This window comes from Caballeronia sp. LZ033, assembly GCF_031451265.1.
Classification (GTDB): domain Bacteria; phylum Pseudomonadota; class Gammaproteobacteria; order Burkholderiales; family Burkholderiaceae; genus Caballeronia.
Map to the genome: position 1 here is coordinate 561,844 of NZ_JARUXQ010000003.1, position 21,405 is coordinate 583,248.

19 protein-coding genes and 1 pseudogene are annotated in these 21,405 nt (G+C 62.3%); 12 read left to right on the forward strand and 8 right to left on the reverse strand.

Annotated elements, in window-relative coordinates; all coding sequences use genetic code 11:
* Positions 1–142 precede the first annotated feature (142 nt).
* Positions 143–1,495 carry a DUF308 domain-containing protein gene (locus tag QCE62_RS23770; RefSeq protein WP_309923817.1) on the forward strand — a complete coding sequence of 451 codons (1,353 nt, stop codon included), beginning with the start codon at positions 143–145 and terminating at the stop codon, positions 1,493–1,495.
* 15 nt (positions 1,496–1,510) lie between these two features.
* Here the strand turns inward: QCE62_RS23770 and QCE62_RS23775 are convergent, their stop codons facing one another.
* The 4 genes from QCE62_RS23775 to QCE62_RS23790 form a co-directional block, all read right to left on the reverse strand.
* Positions 1,511–1,768, reverse strand: coding sequence for a hypothetical protein (locus QCE62_RS23775; RefSeq protein ID WP_309816050.1), 258 nt, complete (start codon positions 1,766–1,768; stop codon positions 1,511–1,513).
* 128 nt (positions 1,769–1,896) lie between these two features.
* The gene (locus QCE62_RS23780; protein ID WP_309923818.1) at positions 1,897–2,958 is read right to left on the reverse strand and encodes a glycosyltransferase family 2 protein; all 1,062 of its coding nucleotides are present in this window, start codon (positions 2,956–2,958) and stop codon (positions 1,897–1,899) included.
* A 1,002-nt stretch (positions 2,959–3,960) separates the two neighbouring features.
* Positions 3,961–4,206 (reverse strand): hypothetical protein, encoded by a 246-nt coding sequence (locus tag QCE62_RS23785; protein ID WP_309923820.1) that lies wholly within the window; start codon positions 4,204–4,206, stop codon positions 3,961–3,963.
* A gap of 75 nt (positions 4,207–4,281) precedes the next feature.
* Positions 4,282–5,334, reverse strand: a complete 1,053-nt coding sequence (locus QCE62_RS23790) for a LacI family DNA-binding transcriptional regulator (protein ID WP_309923823.1) — start codon at positions 5,332–5,334, stop codon at positions 4,282–4,284.
* A gap of 147 nt (positions 5,335–5,481) precedes the next feature.
* Here QCE62_RS23790 and QCE62_RS23795 point away from each other — a divergent pair, with 147 nt between their 5' ends.
* From QCE62_RS23795 to QCE62_RS23805, 3 genes are read left to right on the forward strand one after another with little or no spacing between them, the layout of a single operon-like run.
* Positions 5,482–6,561: a fatty acid desaturase family protein gene (locus QCE62_RS23795; RefSeq protein WP_309923825.1), complete on the forward strand. Its 1,080-nt coding sequence runs from the start codon at positions 5,482–5,484 to the stop codon at positions 6,559–6,561.
* A 20-nt stretch (positions 6,562–6,581) separates the two neighbouring features.
* Positions 6,582–6,890, forward strand: coding sequence for a non-heme iron oxygenase ferredoxin subunit (locus QCE62_RS23800; protein ID WP_309816061.1), 309 nt, complete (start codon positions 6,582–6,584; stop codon positions 6,888–6,890).
* A 4-nt stretch (positions 6,891–6,894) separates the two neighbouring features.
* Complete coding sequence (locus tag QCE62_RS23805; RefSeq protein WP_309923827.1) at positions 6,895–8,136, forward strand: FAD-dependent oxidoreductase; 1,242 nt, start codon at positions 6,895–6,897, stop codon at positions 8,134–8,136.
* A 9-nt stretch (positions 8,137–8,145) separates the two neighbouring features.
* Here the strand turns inward: QCE62_RS23805 and QCE62_RS23810 are convergent, their stop codons facing one another.
* A complete protein-coding gene (locus QCE62_RS23810; RefSeq protein ID WP_309923829.1) occupies positions 8,146–10,101 on the reverse strand; it encodes a Cache 3/Cache 2 fusion domain-containing protein in 1,956 nt (651 codons plus the stop codon).
* Between the two features lie 95 nt (positions 10,102–10,196).
* Complete coding sequence (locus tag QCE62_RS23815; protein ID WP_309923831.1) at positions 10,197–11,069, reverse strand: DMT family transporter; 873 nt, start codon at positions 11,067–11,069, stop codon at positions 10,197–10,199.
* Positions 11,070–11,444: 375 nt separating this feature from the next.
* Here QCE62_RS23815 and QCE62_RS23820 point away from each other — a divergent pair, with 375 nt between their 5' ends.
* A complete protein-coding gene (locus tag QCE62_RS23820; RefSeq protein ID WP_309923833.1) occupies positions 11,445–12,734 on the forward strand; it encodes an MFS transporter in 1,290 nt (429 codons plus the stop codon).
* Between the two features lie 49 nt (positions 12,735–12,783).
* On the opposite strand, the pseudogene QCE62_RS23825 reads toward QCE62_RS23820, so the two are convergent.
* A pseudogene (locus QCE62_RS23825) lies at positions 12,784–13,794 on the reverse strand (LacI family DNA-binding transcriptional regulator); the annotation flags it as partial.
* A gap of 175 nt (positions 13,795–13,969) precedes the next feature.
* Between QCE62_RS23825 and QCE62_RS23830 the strand changes: the two are divergent.
* The 3 genes from QCE62_RS23830 to QCE62_RS23840 all read left to right on the forward strand — a co-directional run bounded on the left by QCE62_RS23830 (position 13,970) and on the right by QCE62_RS23840 (position 17,285).
* Positions 13,970–14,800 (forward strand): NAD(P)-dependent oxidoreductase, encoded by an 831-nt coding sequence (locus tag QCE62_RS23830; RefSeq protein ID WP_309923836.1) that lies wholly within the window; start codon positions 13,970–13,972, stop codon positions 14,798–14,800.
* The gene (locus QCE62_RS23835) at positions 14,797–15,705 is read left to right on the forward strand and encodes an SMP-30/gluconolactonase/LRE family protein (protein ID WP_309923838.1); all 909 of its coding nucleotides are present in this window, start codon (positions 14,797–14,799) and stop codon (positions 15,703–15,705) included. Before QCE62_RS23830 ends, QCE62_RS23835 begins: the two co-directional genes overlap by 4 nt.
* 233 nt (positions 15,706–15,938) lie before the next feature.
* A complete protein-coding gene (locus tag QCE62_RS23840) occupies positions 15,939–17,285 on the forward strand; it encodes an MFS transporter (RefSeq protein ID WP_309923840.1) in 1,347 nt (448 codons plus the stop codon).
* A gap of 84 nt (positions 17,286–17,369) precedes the next feature.
* Here the strand turns inward: QCE62_RS23840 and QCE62_RS23845 are convergent, their stop codons facing one another.
* On the reverse strand, positions 17,370–18,158 hold the full coding sequence (locus QCE62_RS23845) for a FadR/GntR family transcriptional regulator (protein ID WP_309923842.1): 789 nt from the start codon (positions 18,156–18,158) through the stop codon (positions 17,370–17,372).
* Between the two features lie 141 nt (positions 18,159–18,299).
* Between QCE62_RS23845 and QCE62_RS23850 the strand changes: the two genes are divergently transcribed.
* The 4 genes from QCE62_RS23850 (at position 18,300) to QCE62_RS23865 (ending at position 21,376) form a co-directional block, all read left to right on the forward strand.
* The gene (locus QCE62_RS23850) at positions 18,300–19,145 is read left to right on the forward strand and encodes an NAD(P)-dependent oxidoreductase (RefSeq protein ID WP_309923844.1); all 846 of its coding nucleotides are present in this window, start codon (positions 18,300–18,302) and stop codon (positions 19,143–19,145) included.
* A 122-nt stretch (positions 19,146–19,267) separates the two neighbouring features.
* Complete coding sequence (locus tag QCE62_RS23855) at positions 19,268–20,014, forward strand: amino acid ABC transporter permease (protein ID WP_309923846.1); 747 nt, start codon at positions 19,268–19,270, stop codon at positions 20,012–20,014.
* Entirely contained in the window at positions 20,011–20,664 is a 654-nt protein-coding gene (locus QCE62_RS23860) for an amino acid ABC transporter permease (protein WP_309923848.1), read from the forward strand. Before QCE62_RS23855 ends, QCE62_RS23860 begins: the two co-directional genes overlap by 4 nt.
* Entirely contained in the window at positions 20,648–21,376 is a 729-nt protein-coding gene (locus QCE62_RS23865) for an amino acid ABC transporter ATP-binding protein (RefSeq protein WP_309923850.1), read from the forward strand. The genes QCE62_RS23860 and QCE62_RS23865 overlap by 17 nt, the downstream gene beginning before the upstream one ends.
* Positions 21,377–21,405: the final 29 nt, after the last annotated feature.

Genomic DNA, 21,405 nt, shown 5'->3' on the forward strand with positions numbered 1-21,405 from the left:
GTCTCCGTCGCGTGGGTCGCGGCGCCAGTATGGCATGGCTCGTCTCACGGCAGGCGCCGGATCATGATGCGGTGCAGCGCGCGATCTGCACTAACATGAACGATGAATGCGCATGAGTCGTCCCCGTTCAAAAGGAAGAACGATGGTCAAGCTGATGATGATCCTGCTGGGCGTGGACTATCTGCGCAATCGCTGGCGCAGCCTGATGGCGATCGGCTGGCTGTTGCTCATGGTCGGCATCGGCGTGTTCATCGATGCGCTCGACGGCGCGCTGGGTTTTCCCATCGAGCTCGTGGGCTGGCTGTTGCTGATCGAGAGCGTGCTTTCGCTGGCGGTGGCATGGGCAGGCGTCGGCGGACAGCGCAGGCTGCGTCATGCGAAGGGTATCGTCTTCCTGCTCACGGCCGCGCTGATTTTCGAAGGCAATCATCATGGCCACGTCATTCTGTCGATGCTGATCGGCGTGGCCTTCGTCTTCGATGGACTGCTTCAGGCGACGTCCGCGCTCGTCGTGCGCTACCGGCGCTTTCGCGTGGCGCTCGGGTTTGCGTTCTTCGAGATCCTGCTCGGCGTCTTCATGCTGCAACCCTATCCGACGCACTACAAAGGGACCGTGCCCTATTGCGTCGGGGCATTCTTCATCTTCGCAGGGATCAATCTGATCCTGATCGCGACCCGCGTCCGCAGGTTGACGGGCAATCCCGCATTACACGAGGCAGAGGTCGCGCGTCCTCTACAGCCTGCGCGTGAATGGGACGGCCCGCCCGCCGATGACGAGCCCGCGCTCACCGTGCATGTGTGGACGCCAGTGGGATCGTCGAAGGCGGAGACACAGTGGCATCCGGTTGTGGACCGCTACATCGCGGCGGTGGACCGCAACGGCGTCATCTCGACGGGACATGCGGCGCTCGAAGCGCCTGGCGGGCTTTATGTGAGCCTGTATCCGGCGGTGGAGATCGACCGCTCGCCGGACGACTTCGCGCGCCTGTTGCGTGCCACGCGTGAGAATGACGTGCCCGGCACGTTCCAGCCGAGCTATGAGTTCGAATCGAAAGCATGGTGTCCGTCGACGGTGCGCGTGCGTATTCGCAACTACGACCCTGCGCGGCTCGATAGTTTCTGGCGCAACTATCGGCAGGACACGACGTATAACCTCACGCACCGCAATTGTTCGAGCAGTGTCGCGCGTGCATTGGACGCTGCGCTGGAAGGAGCGGCGGGGCGCCTGTATGGCACGCATGCCGGCTGGGGCGCGCTGGTTCGCATGATTCTGACGCCGGAGTTGTGGGTCGCCGCGCAGATCCGCAAGCGCGCCGTGACGATGGCGTGGACGCCCGGTCTCGCGCTCGACTATGCCCGTGCGCTCAGCATGGTCGCCGATCCGCGGCCGTATGGGTGGCTCAAGGTTGCGCGCATGGCGTTGACGAAGATGCGCGACTCGCGGCGCGCGTGGCGTGGGGAAGGACCGCTTGCAGAGAGTGGCGAACGGGATTAGGCGCGTGCGAATCCGTCAGAGGTCGAGTTCGTCCTCGGCCTTGCGTGCCCGGCGTTCTTCATTGGCGCGGCGTGCGCGCAGGCGTTGGCGCGACAGCTGGGCGATGACTTCACCCGTGCTGGCGCCCGGCGGAATTTCGTTGCGAATGACCTTCGGCACCATGGGCAGACCCATGCGTTGTCTGCGCAACGCGCGCGCGATATGGGTGCGGCACTCCTGCCCGTGACAATCCCATTCGTCACGGATTCGCTCACAGTAGGGACATTTTTCCATCCCGGCAGTTTATCGCGAATCGCCGAAAGGTCTGTAAGCCGGGCGCGCCAGAAGCACGTGCTGACAGGCGAGTCAGCGTGCGGGCGAAGGAAGCGCAATCGATGCCACTCGCCCGCACGCTGGCGCGCTCATCCGCTGAACTGGTTCGAGGCGCTCGAACGCCGCTCGCGCTGATGATGATCGAGACTGCGCCGCAAGACCTTCTTCACGAGCCCTTTAAGGAAGTGGATCGAACGATCCGCGCGCACGTTCAGATCGAAAGGCTTGAGCTCGACGACTTCGCGGCCGCTGCGTTCGGCGAGCGTCGTGCGCGTCTTGCGGTGATCGACCGCCATTGCCGACAGCGTCTCGGAGGCCTGCTTGAACGATGCGCGATCCACGCGCGCGCACACATGGCAGGCGCGATGGAACAGCTTGTCGAACACAGTGAGCCAGTAATCGTCCATCTCGCCGCCGTTGCAACGCGCGAGCGCTTCGCGGCCATTGAGATGGAGATCCTCGACATCGTTCAGCGAGGCGCATTGCGTGATGCTGCCGAAGCGCCGGCGATAACCGATGAGCGGCGTCGGGACGCGATACAGGCTGCTCGCGCGGAGATACGTGGAGGGCACCACGGCCGCATCCTCGTAATGACGTCCGACAGGGAACGGCGCTTCGTCGAACAGGGAGGTGCGATAGACCCGCGCCCACACGAAGGTGTGGAAGTCGTCGGCGAAGTGCTGCAGCGCGGCCCGGTCCATGGGCGCGCCGCCGCGCGTGTCGCCATCGACGATATTGATCTCGTCGAGTTCGCGGCCTTCGTCGTCGATGATCTTGACGTTGTATTCGACGATATCCCACTTGTTCTCGGCCAGCACCGGGATGATCGACTCGCCGAAGCCCTTGAGAAAGACGTCGTCGCCATCGAGAAAGCCGACATAGGGCGTGCGCACCGACTTGAGGCCGGTATTGCGCGCCGCACTCAGGCCGCCGTTCTCCTGATGCACGAGTTCGATATGCACGCCGCGGTCGCGCTCGACAATCGCGCGTGCTGCGGCATAGGTCTGGTCGCGAGAACCGTCATCCACCACAATGATCTTCATCGCATCGATGTACGGCTGGCTCAGGAGGGACTCGAGCGCTTCCTCGATGTAACCCTCGATGTTGTAAGCCGCGACGACGATGCTGAGCAGCGGGGTCGTGTCTCGCAAGGAGTCACTCTCAAACGGCATATATGACGCTCTCCGTCGATGATTGGGCTATGTCTCCTTGCATCGTGTGCAAGGAGCCTCGTCAATACGCGACGTGTGGCGAAACAGAGCCTTTCGCGCCAATGCGAAAAATGCTCCGCCCAACGCGCCACACGGCGAGTCATGCAGTGGTCTGTCAGTAACGGCGGGCTCGTTCACCGTGTAACGGCGGGGAGAGCCATTCGGAATGCCGATGCGGCGCAGCCAGTCACGCAGGACTTGCGACAAGCAAGCCGCATGATCGGTCTGTCGACGCTTATTGTTGGTGCATGTCGCGTCATTCGGCCGGCCCCGGAAGCCCCGGCGTGACGCACATGTCAATCGAGCCAACGCCATACAGCACGTTGTAAGGGGCGGGTTCCCCAGCGTTTTTTCACTTCACTGACGCCATTCCCGCTGTCACCGAGTTACCGTGCCTGTTCTATGCGGAACTCCCTGACAGATCAGGCTGATTGCGTGGCCTGCATGTTAGCCGCTCAAAAAAGACCAGATTGCGCGACTGGTCAAACCAGTCATCGAAGTCCTGCCTCTTTGAAGACAACAATACGAAATCGTTCACGCACTACGCGTACTTATTGCATTGCGCGTGCATCCGTTACCCTTCCTGAATCTTGCGGTGTCACTTCAGTGATAACCCTTACTATGCTCCGGGCTCAAGTTTGCCTGCTCCGTGCGGTCCGCCACATGGGAGTGACATCAAACCCTCTGATTAGTGACAAACCGTTTCATTTTGCAAGCACGTATAGCAAGCGCAGGCATATTTTTCATGACAACTCCGATCGCGCCGCAGGACGCTGAAAAATATGCTGATCACGTCCAGATGTGATGCGGGCTGGACAACCATGCAGTTCGTTACAGCAGAAGCAGTCGAGAGGCTTTAGCAAGCGTAATGCCACTGCATGTCTGCTTCGGCTTCTTGATCTGAATGGCTGCAATGAAAGGAAAATGAATGAAATCCAGGTTTCAACGATGCTTGTAGAGCGACTGTCCGAGTGCTTGCTCTGAAGGCTGGGTCAGCCATGCGTCCTGACGAGGGCTGACACCGGAGCCCGGTTCATGCATGTGCTGCGTAACAGCATAGATGACTTTTGATTGATGCAAAGGGCCATCGTGCAGCAAGCCTGACGAGGCGGGCGTTTCGGTTTGCGCATAAGTGAGCGCGGGCACTGCCATGGCGACGGCCAGCAGGGCCGCAAGAGGCATTTTCATGAGCGTCTCCTTGATCGTGTGGGAACTCACGAAGCAGGTTAGGCGCGCAGAATGAGTGCAAGCTTAGCCGCCTTCTCAGACGTTCTCCGGCGTGTAGAGCTGCGCGGGCAACGGATACTGACTCGCCAGTGCGGACTCGCCGGGGAGTGCCTGCAAGGCGCGTAACATGGCCTGCACGGCTGTTTCGGCAATGCGTTGCAGCGGCGTGTCGATCACCAGATCGATGACGCCTTCCACAAGCGCTTCGTAGCGGTCCGGCATCAGATCGCTGCACACGGTGACGATGCGTCGCTCCGAAGCCTCTTCACGCAGCGCGCGAATCACGCCGCCCACACCGCCGCCGGGAATGTAAAGGCCGGCGAGATCGGCATGGCGCGCGAGCATCGCCAGGGTAGCTTCGTAGGCGAGTTGCTTGTCTTCGAGGTTGATCTGCGTGTCCAGCACGCGCAATCCTGGTGCATGTTCGCGCAGATAGGAACGAAAACTGATCTCGCAGCTTTCCTGTCCCAGATAACGCGGTGTGCCGACGAACACGCCCACCGTCCCTTCGTTGCGATGAGCCAGCCGGCTCACGGCCCATGCGGCGGTGCGTCCGCTCTTGCGCGGATCGACGCCGATGTAGCCGGCGCGCAATGGCGCGCTCAAGTCCGATAACAGCGTAACCGTGGGCTTGCCTTGCGCGTGCAGGGTTTCGATCGCGGCTGTCACATGCGGATGATCGACAGCCACGACACCGAGCGCGTCCGCGCTATCGCCCAGTGCAAGCAGCGTGCGGGCGATCGAAGCCGGATCGAGTTCGTCCATGTATTCGATGACGGCCTTGCAGTCCTCAGGTTCGTGTCGCGCGGCGGCGTCGGTGAGGATGCGCGCAAAGCTCTGATAGAACGGATCAGCGCGTTTCTGAAGACAGAAGCCCAGTGTGTGGCGCTCGCGGCGTTCGCCGCGCTGCGCGCGCAAGCGCTCCCGCATCAATCCGGCGCCGTGATAGCCGATGCGTTCGGCGGCTTCGATGACGCGTAGCGCGGTGCCATCGCGGACGCTCAGACGCCCGTTGAACACGCGATCGACGGTTGCCGGACTCACGCCGGCCGCTTCGGCCACTGACTGAAGTGTGGGACGCTTGCTCATCGATTGATGTAAATGATGGGTTTCAAACGTGCGCAATGATGCTTAAAGATAGCAAATGCGCGCGCATATTGCGTGCGGGAAACGTCGCTCCTATTATCGATTCCAACAAGAACCCATGATGTGAATCCAATCAAAGCTTGAGGTGACATGATGGAATCGCGGCAGCCCGGGGAGACGGGCGAGCATGAGCGGCATCGCGCATACCGGCTGATCGATGGAGACGGAGAGCGGGCGAAGCTGGCCGGTCTCGTGAATGCGGAGTGGTACAAATGCGCCGTTCCGAGGCCGGTGATGAAAGGCCTGATGCAGCGAAGCGATGCTCGTGCGATACGCGACACGCTGCTGTGGTATGCGGCCATCGTCGCGAGCGGCGTGCTTGCATGGTTCGCCTGGCGCGCGCATTCGCCATGGGCGATTCCCGCGTTCTTCCTGTATGGCACGCTGTATTGCAGCCCCGCGGATTCGCGCTGGCATGAGAGCGGTCACGGCACTGCATTCAGGACGGCATGGATGAATCAGGTGCTGTATCAGATGGCATCGTTCCAGGTGTTCCGTCGGCCCACCATCTGGCGCTGGAGTCATGCGCGACACCACACCGACACCCTGGTGGTAGGCCGCGACCGCGAGATTGCCGTGCCGCTGCCCACCGACTGGCTGAGCCTCGCGCTGAACGTCTTCGCGCTGAAGCACGCGGCGGCGGAGGTACCGAAGATGATCTCGGCGGCGTTCGGCGAAATCGGCGAGGAAGAAAAGACCTTCGTACCCGAATCAGAATGGCCGAAGGTGATCCGGGAAGCACGCATTCATCTGAGCATCTACATCGCGGTGATTGCGTCGTGCTTCGTGTTCCGCTCGATCCTGCCGTTGCTTTACGTCGGTTTGCCGAGCCTGTATGGCGCGTGGCTCTATCTCTACTTCGGTCTCACGCAGCATGCGGGCATGCCCGAGAACGTGCTCGATCATCGCAAGAACTGCCGCACCGTGATGATGAATCCGGTCTTCAGGTTTCTTTACCTGAACATGAACTATCACGTCGAGCACCATATGTTTCCGATGGTCCCTTATCACGCGCTGCCGCGTCTTCACGATGCCGTCAAGGACGACATGCCGCCGCCTTATCCGAGTTCGCTCGCGGCCTATGCCGAGATCATTCCAGCGCTGATGCGGCAGACGCGCGATCCGTCGTATCACGTCGAGCGGCCCGTGCCGGCCGCCACGCAGCCCTGAGCCCCGAAGGAGACAAGAGCATGACGCAATGGATCGATGCAGCCGCGCTGGACGACATAGAAGACGAGGATGTCATGCGCTTCGACCATGACACGCGCACGTTCGCGATCTATCGCGTGAACGACGCCGTCTATGCAAGCGACGGCCTGTGTACGCATGAACAGGTTCATCTGAGCGACGGCTTCGTCATGGATCATGTGATCGAATGCCCGAAGCACAACGGCCGTTTCGATATCCGCGATGGCCGGCCCCTGTGCGCGCCAGTCTGTGAAAAGCTCAGGACCTATCCGGCGAAGGTCGAGGGCGGTCGCATCTTCATCGAGATCTGATGCCATGACCGACCAGCACGATGCCCGGGCGATGGTGATCGTCGGTGCGGGGCATGCCGGCGGGCGTGCCGCCGCTGCGCTGCGTGAGTTCGGATGGCGCGGGCGCATCGTGATGATCGGCGCGGAGCCGCATCTGCCTTATGAGCGGCCGCCTTTGTCCAAGCAAGTGCTGACCGGCGAGCGCGATGTGTTGCAGTGTGCGCTGCGCAGCTGCGATGCATGGGAGGCGGACCGGATCGAGCACAAGGTGGCCAGCGTCCGCGGCATCGTGCCGGGTTCGCGTGAAGTGATGCTCGCCGATGGCAGCCGCATCGCGTATGAAGCCTTGCTGCTGGCTACCGGAGGACATGTACGCAAGCTCTCTATCCCCGGCGCGCAGCTCGACGGCGTCATGACGCTGCGCACCCTCGACGATGCCTTGTGCATCGCGCCGCGTCTCGTCAGCGGAGCGCGCGTGCTGATCGTCGGTGGCGGGTTCATCGGGCTGGAGGTGGCGGCGTCGGCACGCATGCGGGGTTGTGAGGTCAGCGTGATCGAAGGGGCGGCGCGGCTGCTTGGACGCGCAGTGCCCGAAGGCATCGCGCACAGCGTGCAGCGTCTGCACGAGCGCAATGGTGTCGCGATACACGTGGGCGTTGCACCGGTCGAGATCGCTCGCACATCACAAGGCGTGCTGCGCGTCCGGCTGTCGGACGCGCGTTCAATCGATGCGGACATCGTGATCGTCGGCATCGGTATCGAACCCGCGGACGAACTGGCGCGGGACGCCGGTCTTGTCGTGAATCGCGGCGTCATCGTGAATGCGCAACTGGAAACGTCGGCGCCGGGCATCTTCGCTGCAGGCGATATCGCGATCCATCCCGGCCGCTTCACGGGCGCGCCCATCCGTCAGGAAACCTGGCACAACGCCGAGGCCCAGGCGCGCACAGCTGCCCGGAACATGCTCGGCGCGCAGGCCGCTCATGACGATGTGCCGTGGTTCTGGTCCGATCAGTACGACCATCAGTTGCAGGTGGCGGGCGAGCCGTTGCTCGGCACGCGCACGGTGCGGCGCGCGCCGGGAGAGTCGGCTTCGATGGACTTTCATTTCGACGCGGCGAACCGGCTCGTGGGCGTAAGCGGATTCGGCCCGGCTCACGTCATCGCGAAAGACATGAAGCTTGCGCGCATGCTCGTGGAGCGCGGTCTGTCACCGTCCGCGGATGTGCTCAGCGATGCAGGCTTCCGGCTGAAGGCACTGCTTTGAAGCGGCGCGTCAGACGCGGAAGCGGCTGACTGCTTCTTCGAGTTGCCCCGCCTGATCGCGCAGTTCGGCGGCGGAGTGTTCGGCATTGCCGACGAGCGTCGCATTCTGCTGCGTCGCTTCGCCGATCAACATGACCGCGCTGTTGACCTGCTCGATGCCGCTCGCCTGCTCACGCGAGGCCACGTCGATCTCGCCGACGATGGCGTTGACGCGCGCCACGCGTTCGAGAATGCCGTTCATCGTGCTGCTCGCTTCCTCGGCGATGCGATAGCCGTGCGAGACCCGCGCGGCCGACTCGGCGATGAGCGCTTCGATTTCCTTCACGGCGCCCGCGCTGCGTTGCGCGAGCACGCGCACTTCGGCGGCGACCACCGCGAAGCCCTTGCCATGCTCGCCTGCGCGCGCGGCCTCGACCGCGGCATTGAGCGCCAGGATGTTGGTCTGGAACGCGATGCCTTCGATGGTCGCGGTGATGTCGGCGATGCGACGCGCCGATGCATCGATATCGCCCATGGTCTGCACCACGCGCGCAACGGCGTCGCCCCCGGCGCGCGCCGCATCCGATGCCGACGACACCAGCTCGCCGGCTTGCGCGGTGTTGGCGGCGTTCTGCCGCACGGTGGACGTGAATTGCTCCATGCTCGCGGCCGTTTCCTCGACGCTCGCGGCCTGCGTGGCGATGCGCGTGGCAATGTCGCTGCTGTTCGAAGCAATCCGGCCGGTCCCTTCGTTCATGCCGGCCGACGCATGGCGCACCTGCACGACGATGCCGGCGAGACCGCGCGCGATGCCGTCGATGGCGCGCATCAGGCGGCCGATATCGTCTTCGCGCGCACTGTCGATGCGGACCGTGAGATCACCAGCGGCGATGCGTTCGGAAGCGCGCGTGATCTTGTCGATGGGATGCCCGACGAGCCGCGCGACCGCATAGAGCAGCACGGCGACCAGCATCACGACGACGATGAGCCCGATGGCAAGGAACACATTGCGGCTGTGATCCACGTCCGCGAGCAGTTCGTCGCGATAGGCAATGCCGCCGATCATCCATTGCCATTGCGGCACGCTCATGTAGACGATCTCCTTGGTGCCGCCATGCACGCGCGGATCGGCGCCGGGAATGTCGGCGCCTTCGAACACGAGCTTGCCTTCGCGTGTATCGAGCATGTGCGCGAAGGGCGCGACGCGTTCGTCCATGCTCTGGCCTTGCGCTCCGGGATGCACCAGCAGCTTGCCGCGATTCGCGCCATTCGATGCATCGACGACGAAGTGATAGCCGCTCGCGCCGATCGCCAGCTTCGCGATGGTGTCCTGCAGCGCGGCGAACTCCGCGGTGACGTCGACGCCTACGAACAGCGCGCCGATCACGCGGCCGGACGTGTCCACGACCGGCTTGTACTCGGTGATGTATTGCTTGCCGAACAGCGCCGCGATGCCGATATATGGCGCGCCGGAGAGGATCGGCGCATAGGCCGGGCCCTTGCGGTCGAGCAGCGTGCCGATGGCGCGCGTGCCGTCCTGCTTCTTCAGCGACGTCGTGACGCGGACGAAGTCGTCGCCGGTGCGGGCGAAGATCGTCGCGATGGCGCCGCTGTCCGCGAGAAACGCATCGGGAATCGTGAAGTCGTTGTTGAGGGGCTTGTCGCCGGCCAGCATGGTTGGTGTCGACGTGCCGGCGATCTCGACCGTATGCGCGGGGTCGAGCGTGAACGAAGACGGCAGGCGATGCGCGAACAAGGTCATGAAGCGTGAGACTTCGGCGCTCACGGCCTTGTCATAGAGGCCGATCATTGTGGCAATGGACCGGTTCTCGCTCTCGACACGCGCCAGCGCATGCGTGTCCACCTGTTCTCCGGCGCGCTTCGTGACAGCGAGGGTAAAGAAAGCAATGGCGATCGCCGTGAGCGCGCAGGCGAGCACGGCAAACTGGGTCCCGACGTTCATGCGGGCCAGACGAGTTCGAAACATGGGCAGTGGTTGAACGTTATATGTAGTAGTGGTCCTTATCGGCAGCCGGCGCGTGCGTCTTTAATTTTTCGCTTGGGGCAGGACACCGCAATGTGCTAGCGGCGCTGACGCATCGCGAGCGCGACGCCCGAGAGCGTCAGTGCCATCGCCATGGCTTCGCGTGCGCCGAGCGGCTCGCCCAGCGTGACGGCCGCGGCGACGATGCCCATGACCGGCACGAGCAGCATGCCGATGGCGGCGACCTCGGCGGGCAGCCGGCGCAGGGTGGCAAACCACGCCAGATAGCACGCGCCCATCGGTACGAGGCTCATGTAGACCATGACGGCCCAGCCATCGAACTTGAGCGCCGCGAACGAAGGATGCTCGATCAGCGCGCCGAGCAGGACCATCGGCGCGCAGCCGATGCCGACTTGCCAGGCGACCAGCGTGATCGGCGCGACGGGCATGGGTCCATGCGTGATGACCGTGCCAAGCGCGAACAACACTGCCGCCGCCAGCGCAAAGGCGATGCCGGCGAGCTTGCCGCCATCGAACGAAAATCCGTGCCCCGAAAGCAGGACGATCACGCCGGCCAGGCCCAGAGCGAGGGCGCAAAACCCGGCGTAGGAGGGCTTGCGCTTCGACATGGGCCACGCGAGCAGCATGGCCCAGATCGGCATGGTGTAGACGAGCAACGCGCCTTCGCTCACGGATAGCCATTTCATCGACAGCGTGGCGAAACCCATCCAGGCGAACACGTTGATCGCGGATGCGAGGAGCAGGCGCGGAACACATGCGCGCGGCACGCGAAGGTTTTCCCCGGCAAAGACCGCGATAAGGCTCAGCAGGACGGCGGCCGTCACGCCCGCGACGCCGCGGGAGAAGAGCGGCGGCCATTCGCGCAGCAGAACCTTCATGGCCGGCCAGTTGAGCGCCCAGCCGATGGCGGTGACAAGCAGATAGATGAACCCCGTGAGACGAGAAGGCATGACGCGCGCGATGCGTTGCGATGGATGAATGGGGCTCGATCTTACAGGCGCGCGTAGACGCGGTTGGAATACAAAACACCTGATGCATAAAACCGTTCGCTTCTGGGAAAAATCGTAGAAAACGATTAACTTCTCGGTTGAGGCTTGCTCGGATCCCGTCAGAATGCCTGTGGGGCCGTGCTGTTGTGCGACCTAGGGCAAACACCAGGATGGTCAGTCCGGTTCAAAACGACTATTCTTGATAAAACGTTTTCCAAAACGGCTGTATGGGTGACCTTCTGGTGCCTCCGGATGGATCCGCCCGCGGCGCTCGTCGCCCAATCCATGCAACAAAGAACGCGGCACGACGAGCGCCGCCGCGTCCGGAGACTCTTCATGAACACTGTCGTTGCCGGCGTCGTACGAACCGCCAGCCGTTATCGCTGGACCGTGTGCGCGCTGCTCTTCTTCGCCACGGTCATCAACTACATGGACCGGCAGATCCTCGGTCTGCTGGCGCCAATGCTTCAGCACGACATCGGCTGGACGCAGGTGCAGTACGGCCGCATCGTCATTGCGTTCTCGGCGTTTTATGCCATCGGCCTGCTGTGTTTCGGGCGGATCGTCGACTGGCTCGGCACACGCATCTCCTATGCGGCTGCGATGTTCATCTGGAGTATCGCGGCGATGCTGCACGCAGCCGTCGGGTCGGTGATGGGCTTCGCGATGGTTCGCGCACTGCTCGGCATCGGCGAAGGCGGTAATTTCCCGGCCGCGATCAAGACCACCGCCGAGTGGTTTCCGCGTCGCGAGCGTGCACTCGCCACTGGCATTTTTAATTCAGGTGCAAACATCGGCGCGGTCTTTGCGCCCGCGCTCATTCCGGCTCTGGCGGTGGCCTTCGGCTGGCGCGCGGCGTTCGTGCTGGTGGGCGCCGTCGGCCTCGTGTGGCTCGTCGTGTGGTTCGTGATGTATCGCCAGCCGGACGGCAGCGCGCACGACGACGAACTCGCCGATGAAGGCGACGAGGCGAAGATCGCCGACGCCGCCCATGCGAAGGCCGGCGCACCGGGCTTCAAGGAACTCATCAGGAAGCGCGAAACGTGGGCGTTCATCGTCGGCAAGTTCCTGACGGACCCGGTGTGGTGGTTCTATCTGTTCTGGCTGCCGAAGTGGCTCAATGAATCGCGTGGCATGGACATGCAGCACATCGGCCTGCCGCTCGTCGTGATCTATGCGATCACCACGGTGGGCAGTATCGGCGGCGGCTGGATCTCGTCGGCGCTGCTGCGCTCGGGCTGGACCGTGAACGCGGCGCGCAAGACTGCGATGCTGATCTGCGCCTGCGCGGTATTGCCCATCGCGTTCGTCTCGCAGGCGGAGAACCTGTGGGTCGCGGTGGCGATCGTCGGTCTCGCGGCGGCGGCGCACCAGGGCTGGTCGGCGAATCTGTTCACGACCGCATCGGACCTGTTCCCGCGCCGCGCGGTGGGTGCGGTGGTCGGTATCGGCGGCATGGCTGGTTCGATCGGCGGCGTGCTGTTCTCGGAAGTGATCGGTCAGGTATTGCAGCGCACGGGTCACTACTGGGTGCTGTTTGCGATCGGTGCGTCGGCTTATTTGATTGCATTCGCAATCATGCATGTACTGACGCCGAAGATGACGCCGGCGAAGCTTGCCGGTTGAGTTTGCGCAAGACCGGCGCGCAGGCCGCGCGCCGTGCATCATGCGTGCATCAGGTCGCGGCAGCCGTGGATTCACGCACGATAAGCCGCGGTTCGAACATGGAATTGCCCGGATCGGGATGTCCGGCGAGCGCGTCGATGAGTTTCTGCATGGCGAGTTCGCCCATCTTCTCGCTCTGGATGTCCACTGTAGTGAGGCCGGGCGCGGCATAAGCGCCGTACGGGACGTTGTCGATGCCGGTGACGGAAACGTCATGCGGCACCCGTATGCCGAGTGTCGCGGCTTCCTTCATGAAGCCGAGCGCGATCAGGTCGTTGTAGCAGATCACCGCCTGCGGCCGCTTCGGTCCAAGCATCACGCGCGAGCACGCCTGTTCGCCCGCGATGGAAGTCGGTGCATGGGCTTCATAGACATCGAGTTCGAGGCCCGCTTCGGCAAGGCAATCGCGAGCTCCGCGGATGCGCTCATCGTTGATGCGCGCATGCTCGAAGCCGAGGTAAGCGATACGCCGATGCCCCAGGTCGAGCAAGTGACGCGTCAGCATGTAGGTGGCAAGGCGGCTGTTGATGCCGACGCTCGGAATCGGCAGCTCGGCATTGCGCAGAAGCACGACCGGTTTGTCGAGTTCGAGCATCCAGTGCGCCTCTTCGTCGGGCAGGCGCGAGCTGACGAGCAAGCCGTCCACGCGTTGCGCGAGCGCTTCGATGAGGGGACGCTCACGCGCCTGGTTCTCGTCGATGTCGACGAGCAGCAGCGTGTAGTCATGACGCAGCGCGATGCGGTTGGCGCCCTTGACGACGTGAGTGAAGTGCGGATTGCTGATGTCCAGGATGGTGAGTCCGATGGTGCGGGTCTTGCCGGTGATCATCGAGCGCGCCAGCGGATTCGAACGATATCCGAGCGTCTCGATCGCCTCCTTGAGCCGTGCTTCAACGGGCGCCGAAAATCGTTGCGCGCCGTTGATGTATTTGGAAACTGTCGCGACGGATACGCCCGCTGCGGCGGCAACGTCGCGAATGGTTGAGGAATTTTTTTTCATTCGGAGGGTAACGTTTTCGCGGAATTGACGAATTGTCGCAGAAAATAGGGAAACTCGGAAAACGGATCTGCATTTTGGATGATGTGTTATGCATTCAAATCCTTTCCAGCTCTTCCGCAGACTGCGCCGTCGACGCCGAAAACGTTTTCTTCCTTTTTGCTTTCAACGCAGTGCAACGTATCTCCAAGGAGTTTCGATGAATCAGCCAACGGCAGCGGGCAAACCGTTCAAGCGTCTGCTTCTTACCGGCGCAGCCGGCAACCTGGGCCGACAGCTGCGCGGTGCACTCTCGCAGTGGGCGGACGTGGTAAGGCTCTCGGACATTGCGCCGCTCGACGATGCCGGACGTCATGAAGAGACAAGCGCCGTCGATCTCGCTGACATTGCCAAGGTGATGCAGCTTGTCGAAGGCGTGGATGCGATCGTGCACCTGGGCGGTATCTCCATCGACGCCCCGTTCGATGACCTGATCGAAGCAAACATTCGCGGTACCTACAACATCTACGAAGCGGCGCGTCGCCATGGCGTGAAGCGGGTGGTGTTTGCGAGTTCGAATCATGCGATCGGCTTTCATTCCGTGACCGACGTGCTCGACGCCGACTCGCCGCAGCGGCCCGACAGTCTCTACGGTGTGACGAAGTGCTTCGGCGAGTCGCTGTCGCGCTATTACTTCGATCGCTTCGGCATCGAGACCGTCTGCCTGCGCATCGGTTCGTCGTTCGAGGAACCGAAGAACCCGCGCATGCTGGTCACTTACCTGAGCTATCGCGACTTCATCGAACTCGTGCGCTGCTCGCTGTTCACGAATCGCGTGGGACATACGATCGTGTACGGGGCATCTGACAATCCGGTGAAGTGGTGGGACAACTCGAAAGCCGGTTTCCTGGGATTCAATCCGCAAGACAGCTCGACGCAGTTCAACGAACTGTTTCCGCCGAAGGCGCCGACCGCCGATTACGACGATCCCGCCCAACGCTTCCAGGGCGGGCAGTTTGTCATCGGCGAGCCGATGGAGCGCAAGCGATGAGCAGCGCCGAGCGCGTGGAGCGTCTCGACCCGGCGGGCGCCGCGACGGTCGGCGAATGCCCGGTCTGGCGCGCGAAAGAGGGCGCGCTGTACTGGGTCGACATTCCGGCACGGCGCATCGTCCGACTCGTGCTCGAGAGCGGACAGCGCTCCGAATGGACCTTCGCTGAACAGGTCGCATGTATCGCATTCGATGCCGCCGGACAGATCGTCGCCGGCATGGAGAGCGGCATTTTTGCCGTGACACTGCATGACGACGGTGATGCCTGCGCCGCGAAGCTCGCCGCGCCCTCGTTCGCCGCACCAGGCATGCGTTTCAACGACGGCCGCTGTGACAGGCAGGGCCGTTTCTGGGCGGGCACGATGGTGCAGGACATGTCGCTCGCGAGTGCGGCCGGCGCGCTATACCGCTTCGATGGACATGGCGTGCTGTCGGACCCGCTTGTCGAGGGTTTGATCACGCAGAACGGATTGGCCTGGTCGCCCGACGGCAAGATCATGTATCTATCGGACTCTCATCCGCAACGTCGCCTGATCTGGGCATTCGACTTCGACGTGGACAGCGGCACGCCCGGCGCACGACGTGTGTTTGCCGACCTGCATCATCACACGGGACGTCCGGACGGCGCAGCGGTCGATGCGGACGGTTGTTACTGGACATGCGCGAACGATGCCGCGCGCCTGCTGCGCTTCACGCCGCAAGGCCGACTCGACCGCGAAATCGCGTTGCCGGCCAGCAAGCCCTCCATGTGCGCGTTCGGCGGCAGCGACCTCTCGACGCTTTTCGTCACGACGATCCGCCCGTCAACGAACGCGACTGACGACGACGGTCATGTGTTCGCGCTGAACGCAGGCGTGCAAGGATTACCGGAACCGGAATACGCCGGAATGTTACCGGTCGCATGACGGGTACGAAGCGGAACGATCCGTTCACATTTTCTTCGATATATGGCGTCGCAAATGCTGGGATGCAAGTCGTTCCAGCACCGGATTGGCGCATGCCGTTCCGGTTGCCAGCCGGTCTCCGGAACCGATACCAAGGCTAAACACCAATGCTGAAGTTCCTCCTTAAAGAGTAGGCTCCGCAGGTATCCCGATTACCCGCGATCCAGCGATTCTTCTATCCGGAGGAGACATAGATGGACCTTGAAACTCGCACCATGAAGCGCGTGATGGTTCGCCTCGTGCCGTTCCTGATTTTGTGTTACTTCATAGCCTATCTGGACCGCGTCAACGTCGGCTTTGCAGCATTGCAAATGAACAAGGCGCTCGGCTTCACTGCGAGCATGTTCGGGTTCGGCGCCGGTATTTTCTTCATCGCGTATTTCTTTTTCGAGGTTCCGTCGAACCTGCTGCTCGAACGATTCGGCGCGCGCCGCTGGATTGCGCGAATCATGTTCACCTGGGGCATCCTCGCCGCCGCGATGGCATACATACCGCACATCGCGCAAGCTACGGGTCTGTCCAACGCCTACGTGTTCTACGGCTTGCGGATCCTGCTTGGCATCGCCGAAGCGGGCTTCTTCCCCGGCATCATCTTTCTGCTGACGCTGTGGTTTCCGGCCAAGTACCGGGGGCGCGTGGTCGGCTATTTCATGGCGGCGATTCCGCTCTCGACCGTGATCGGCGGCCCGATTTCCGGTGCGCTATTGCAGATGGACGGTATGGGCGGGATGCAAGGCTGGCAGTGGCTTTATTTGATCGAGGCCATTCCGGCGCTCCTGCTTGCATTCGTCGTGTATTTCTACCTCACCGACAAGCCCAAGGATGCGCACTGGCTCGCGGATGACGAGCGCAAATGGCTGGTCGACCGTCAGGCGCACGAGCGCGCGCATCGCGAATCGGTGCATGCGTTCAGCGTCAAGGAAGCGATCTTCAATCCCCGCGTGCTGGCGATCGCGCTGATCTACTTCGGCGCCAATGCCACCAACTATGGCCTGAGTTTTTTCCTGCCCCAGATCGTCAAGGCGTTCGGCCTCACCAATCTGCAGACGGGCTTCGTGACGTCGCTGCCTTACGCGGTCGGTGTCGTCAGCATGGTCTTGTGGGGACGTCATTCGGACCGCAAGCTCGAGCGTCGCTGGCATGTGGCGATTGCGTTGATGGTCGCGGCCGGCGGCATCGCTGTCTCGGCCGGACTCGACGATCCGGTCTTGAAGATGATCGCGCTGTCGATTGCGGGCTTCGGCATCTTCGGCTGCCTGCCGGTGATCTGGACCTTGCCTGCATCGTTCCTGTCGGGCGCTGCGGCTGCCGGTGGCATCGCCGCAATCAACTCGCTCGGCAATCTCGCCGGGTTCTTCGGTCCTTACGCAATGGGCTGGATCAAGGACAGCACGGGCGGTTTCGGCGCGGGGCTGCTGTGTCTCGCGGGGGCAGGCATGGTCGGCGTGGCGGCGGTTCTGCTGCTGCACCATGACTCGGCGCTGGAGACCATCTCGGGCGCCCACGACGTCAACGATGCGGAGCCCAAGCTCGCGCGCTGAGCGAGCGTGAGTGCGGGTGTTGCAAAAGACAGGGGACCGCGGAAGAACGCGGTCCCTTTGCATTTTTAATCTTGCATCATGGATTCAATCGGTCGATGTCTGTGCGCGGCGCAGGCGTTCCCGGCTGTTGATCAGATGAAGACGCATCGCCGTGCGGGCGGAGTCAGCGTCGCCGCGTTCGATTGCATCGGCGATCTGTTCGTGTTCCCGATTCACCCGTGTCAGGTATTCAGCGTGGCGTTCGGGCGCGACAGGCGTTGCGGTAAGGCGCGTGCGCGGAATCATTCGCGCGCCCAGATGCGCCATGATCTCCACGAAATAGCGGTTGCCGGTCGCCTGTGCGATTTCCATGTGGAATCGCAGGTCCGGTGCGACGGTATCGGCTTGTCGGTCGACGTTCCTCGCGAAATCGACGAGTGCGGCGCGCATGGCCTTCACGCGTGCGGCATCGCATCGCAGGGCCGCGAGTCCTGCGCTCTCGGTTTCGAGGCTGATGCGCAATTCGAGGATGGCCAGGGCGTCGAGAGAGCCGGGGACATCGGCGGGATCGATCTGCAGCAGCGGCGGTGCGGCCGGCTCGCAGATGAACGTGCCGATGCCATGGCGCGTTTCCACGAGTCCTTCCGCTTGCAGGCGCGACAGCGCTTCGCGTACCACGGTGCGGCTCACGCCGTAGTGCTGCACCATTTCTGCCTCGGTAGGAAGGCGGGCGCCGGCCTTCAGTTCGCTCGCGTCGATCTGTGCGCGCACGGCGTCCACCATGCGCAGCGTGAGGCTTCGGCGCGTGCCTGAAGCGCTGTTCGGAGCAGTCGACGATGCATGCACGGAAGAAAGGGATTCCGCGTGATTGTGAGGATCGGGCGATTGCGTCACGGCGTTCTCGTTGGAATGGGTTTTACACACATTGACAAATCGGTTGGCAAATGATGATATGCGTCATGCGGTGATATGACAACGTACAAGAAGATGCGTGCAGGGTAATCCCTAGCCGAATCTCGCAGGAGACATGATTCGATGGAACAACGAAATAACGCTTCGTCACGCGAGCACTCGGCTCGCTTCGAAAGACTGCTGCTCACCGGCGCCGCCGGAGGTATCGGGCAGGCCATCAGGCATCGGGTTGCCGAATTTGCGCACCACGTGCGCATTTCCGACCTTCCTGGCGTACTCGTCAGCGAGGCTGCGCTGCACGAGGAAATCGTGCCTTGCGACCTTGCGGACCGTGAGGCCGTTGACACGCTGGCAAGCGGGTGCGAAGCCGTCATCCATCTGGGCGGCGTATCGGTGGAGCGTCCGTTCGAGGAAGTGCTCGAAGCGAACATCAAGGGCGTGTTCAATCTCTACGAGGCAGCGCGCCGACAGGGCGTGAAGCGCATCGTGTTCGCCAGTTCGAATCACGTCACGGGTTTCTACCGCCAGGACGAGATCATCGATGCGACGGCACGCAAGCGTCCCGATGGCTACTACGGACTGTCAAAGTCCTTCGGCGAGGACATGGCGCAGTTGTACTTCGACCGCTACGGCATCGAGACCGTGAGCATCCGCATCGGTTCGGTTTTTCCGGAGCCCAAGGATCGCCGCATGATGGCGAGCTGGATGAGCCAGGACGATTTCCACGACCTGTTGCGCCGCAGTCTCTTCACGCCCGATGTCGGCCACACGATTGCCTTCGGCATGTCCGCCAATGCGCACACGTGGTGGGACAACCGCTGCGCAGCGAATCTCGGCTTCGTGCCTCGTGACTCGTCGGAACCGTTCCGCGCAAAGATCGAAGCCACACCGCCGCCCCTTCCGACCGATCCCGTCGCGGTCCTTCAGGGCGGCGCCTTCACGACTATCGGACCGTTCGACCCGGTTTAATGCATGCAAGATTCATTATCACGAATCGTAGTATGTCGTCATACATCCAGTGCAGGATCGAATCAGCGGCGTGAAAGCCGTCATAGGGTGTAGAGCGCCAACCTGACAGAGACATCGCCTCCATGTTTTCACTCGATTTTTCACCCCTGTGGCCTTATTGGCCGACGTTCCTGCTAGGGGCGTGGCTCACGCTCAAGATGACGTGCGTCGCGGTCTTCTTCGGCTTGATCGTGGGGATGCTCGTGGCATTCGCGAAGCGCGCCCGCGTACCTGTGCTGACGCGCCTCTGCATCATCTATATCGAGGCGGTGCGAAACACGCCGTTCCTCGTGCAGATCTTTCTGCTCTATTTCGGACTGGCGAGCATCGGCTTGCGCATGCCGACCTTCGCGGCCGCTGCGCTTGCGATGACGATCAACATCGGCGCCTATGCAGCCGAAATCATTCGGGCGGGTCTGGAATCCGTGCCGCGTGGACAGATCGAGGCGGCGGAATGCCTGGGCTTGCCGAAATGGCGCATCGGCTGGCATGTGATGTTGCAGCCGTCGATCGAAAAGGTTTATCCGGCGCTGACGAGCCAGTTCCTGCTGATGATGCAGGCGTCCGCCATTGCATCGCAGATCTCCGCGGAAGAACTCACTGCCGTCGCCAACACCGTGCAGTCCGATACCTTCCGTTCGCTCGAAACCTACATCGTGGTCGCGGGCCTGTATCTCGTGCTCTCGCTGATCATCAAGCTGATCGCGTGGCAGGTCGGCGAGCATCTGTTCAAGCGTCGCCGCGCGATCCGTCTGGCGGCGAAGAGGGCCGGCAAGGCGCCGCCCGATCCGCAACGGATCGATACGGTCATACCCGGGGGCGCGGCATGAGCGGCGGATTCACGGCTGCGCACCTGGCCTACCTGGTGCAATCGATCGGCTGGACCGTCGTGTTGTCGCTGCTCGCGTTCGTGCTGGGCGGCATCGGCGGCTTCGTCGTGATGCTCGCGCGCATCTCGCCGCGCGCATGGGTGTCGCGCGTCGCGCTCGTTTATATCGAAGCCATTCAGGGCATCCCGCTGCTGATCCTGCTGTTCATCGTGTATTTCGGCCTGTCCGTGTATGGCTATCAGGTGCCCGCGCTGTTCGCAGCGGGCCTTGCCCTGATGGTGTATTCGAGCGCGTATCTCGGCGATATCTGGCGCGGCTGCATCGAGGCGATGCCCAAGCCGCAATGGGAAGCCTCGGAATGCCTGTCGCTGTCGCGCTGGCAGACATTGCGGCTCGTGATCATTCCGCAGGCCATGCGCCTCGCATTGCCGCCCACGGTCGGTTTCCTCGTGCAGCTCATCAAGATGACATCGCTTGCTTCGGTAATCGGCTTCATCGAACTGACGCGCGCGGGCCAGATCATCAACAACTCGATCTTCCAGCCATTCCTCATCTTCGGCGTGGTAGGCGCGTTTTATTTCGTCCTGTGTTATCCGCTTTCGCGCTGGAGCCAATCGATGGAGAACAAGCTCAATGTCAGCAATCGTTAAGGTCGACGATATTCACAAGAGCTTCGGCTCCAATCATGTGCTCAAGGGCGTGTCGTTCGAGGTCAACAAGGGCGAGATGATTGCCGTGATCGGCGCGAGCGGCTCGGGCAAGAGCACGGCGTTGCGATGCATCGACCGGCTGGAGACCGTCGATCAAGGTCAGATCGAGGTCTGCGGCATCCGCGTCGACGACCCCAAGGTGGACCTTCATCACTTGCGCCGTGAAGTGGGTATCGTGTTCCAGAGCTATAACCTCTTTCCGCATCTGACGGTGGAAGAGAACATCATGCTTGCGTTGCGCCACGTGAAGAAAATGTCGCGCGACGAGGCACGGCGCATTGCGTTGAATGTGCTGGAGCAGGTTGGACTCGGACAGAAGGCAGACGCATATCCTGAGCAGCTGTCCGGTGGACAGCAGCAGCGAGTCGCGATTGCGCGCTCGCTGGCGATGTCGCCGAAGGTGATGCTGTTCGACGAAGTGACATCGGCGCTGGATCCGCAACTCACCGGCGAAGTCCTTCGCGTCATGGAGGATCTTGCCGCGGACGGCATGACCATGCTGCTGGTCACGCATGAAATGGCTTTTGCCAAGCGCGTGGCGGACCGCATCATCTACATGCATCAGGGGCGGGTCTGGGAAGTCGGCGACGGCAGCATGCTCGATTCGCCGCAGACGCCGGAACTGCGCGCTTTCCTCGATAACGGCCTGTGATTCCTGTTTCACGCAAGCACGCATTCGAC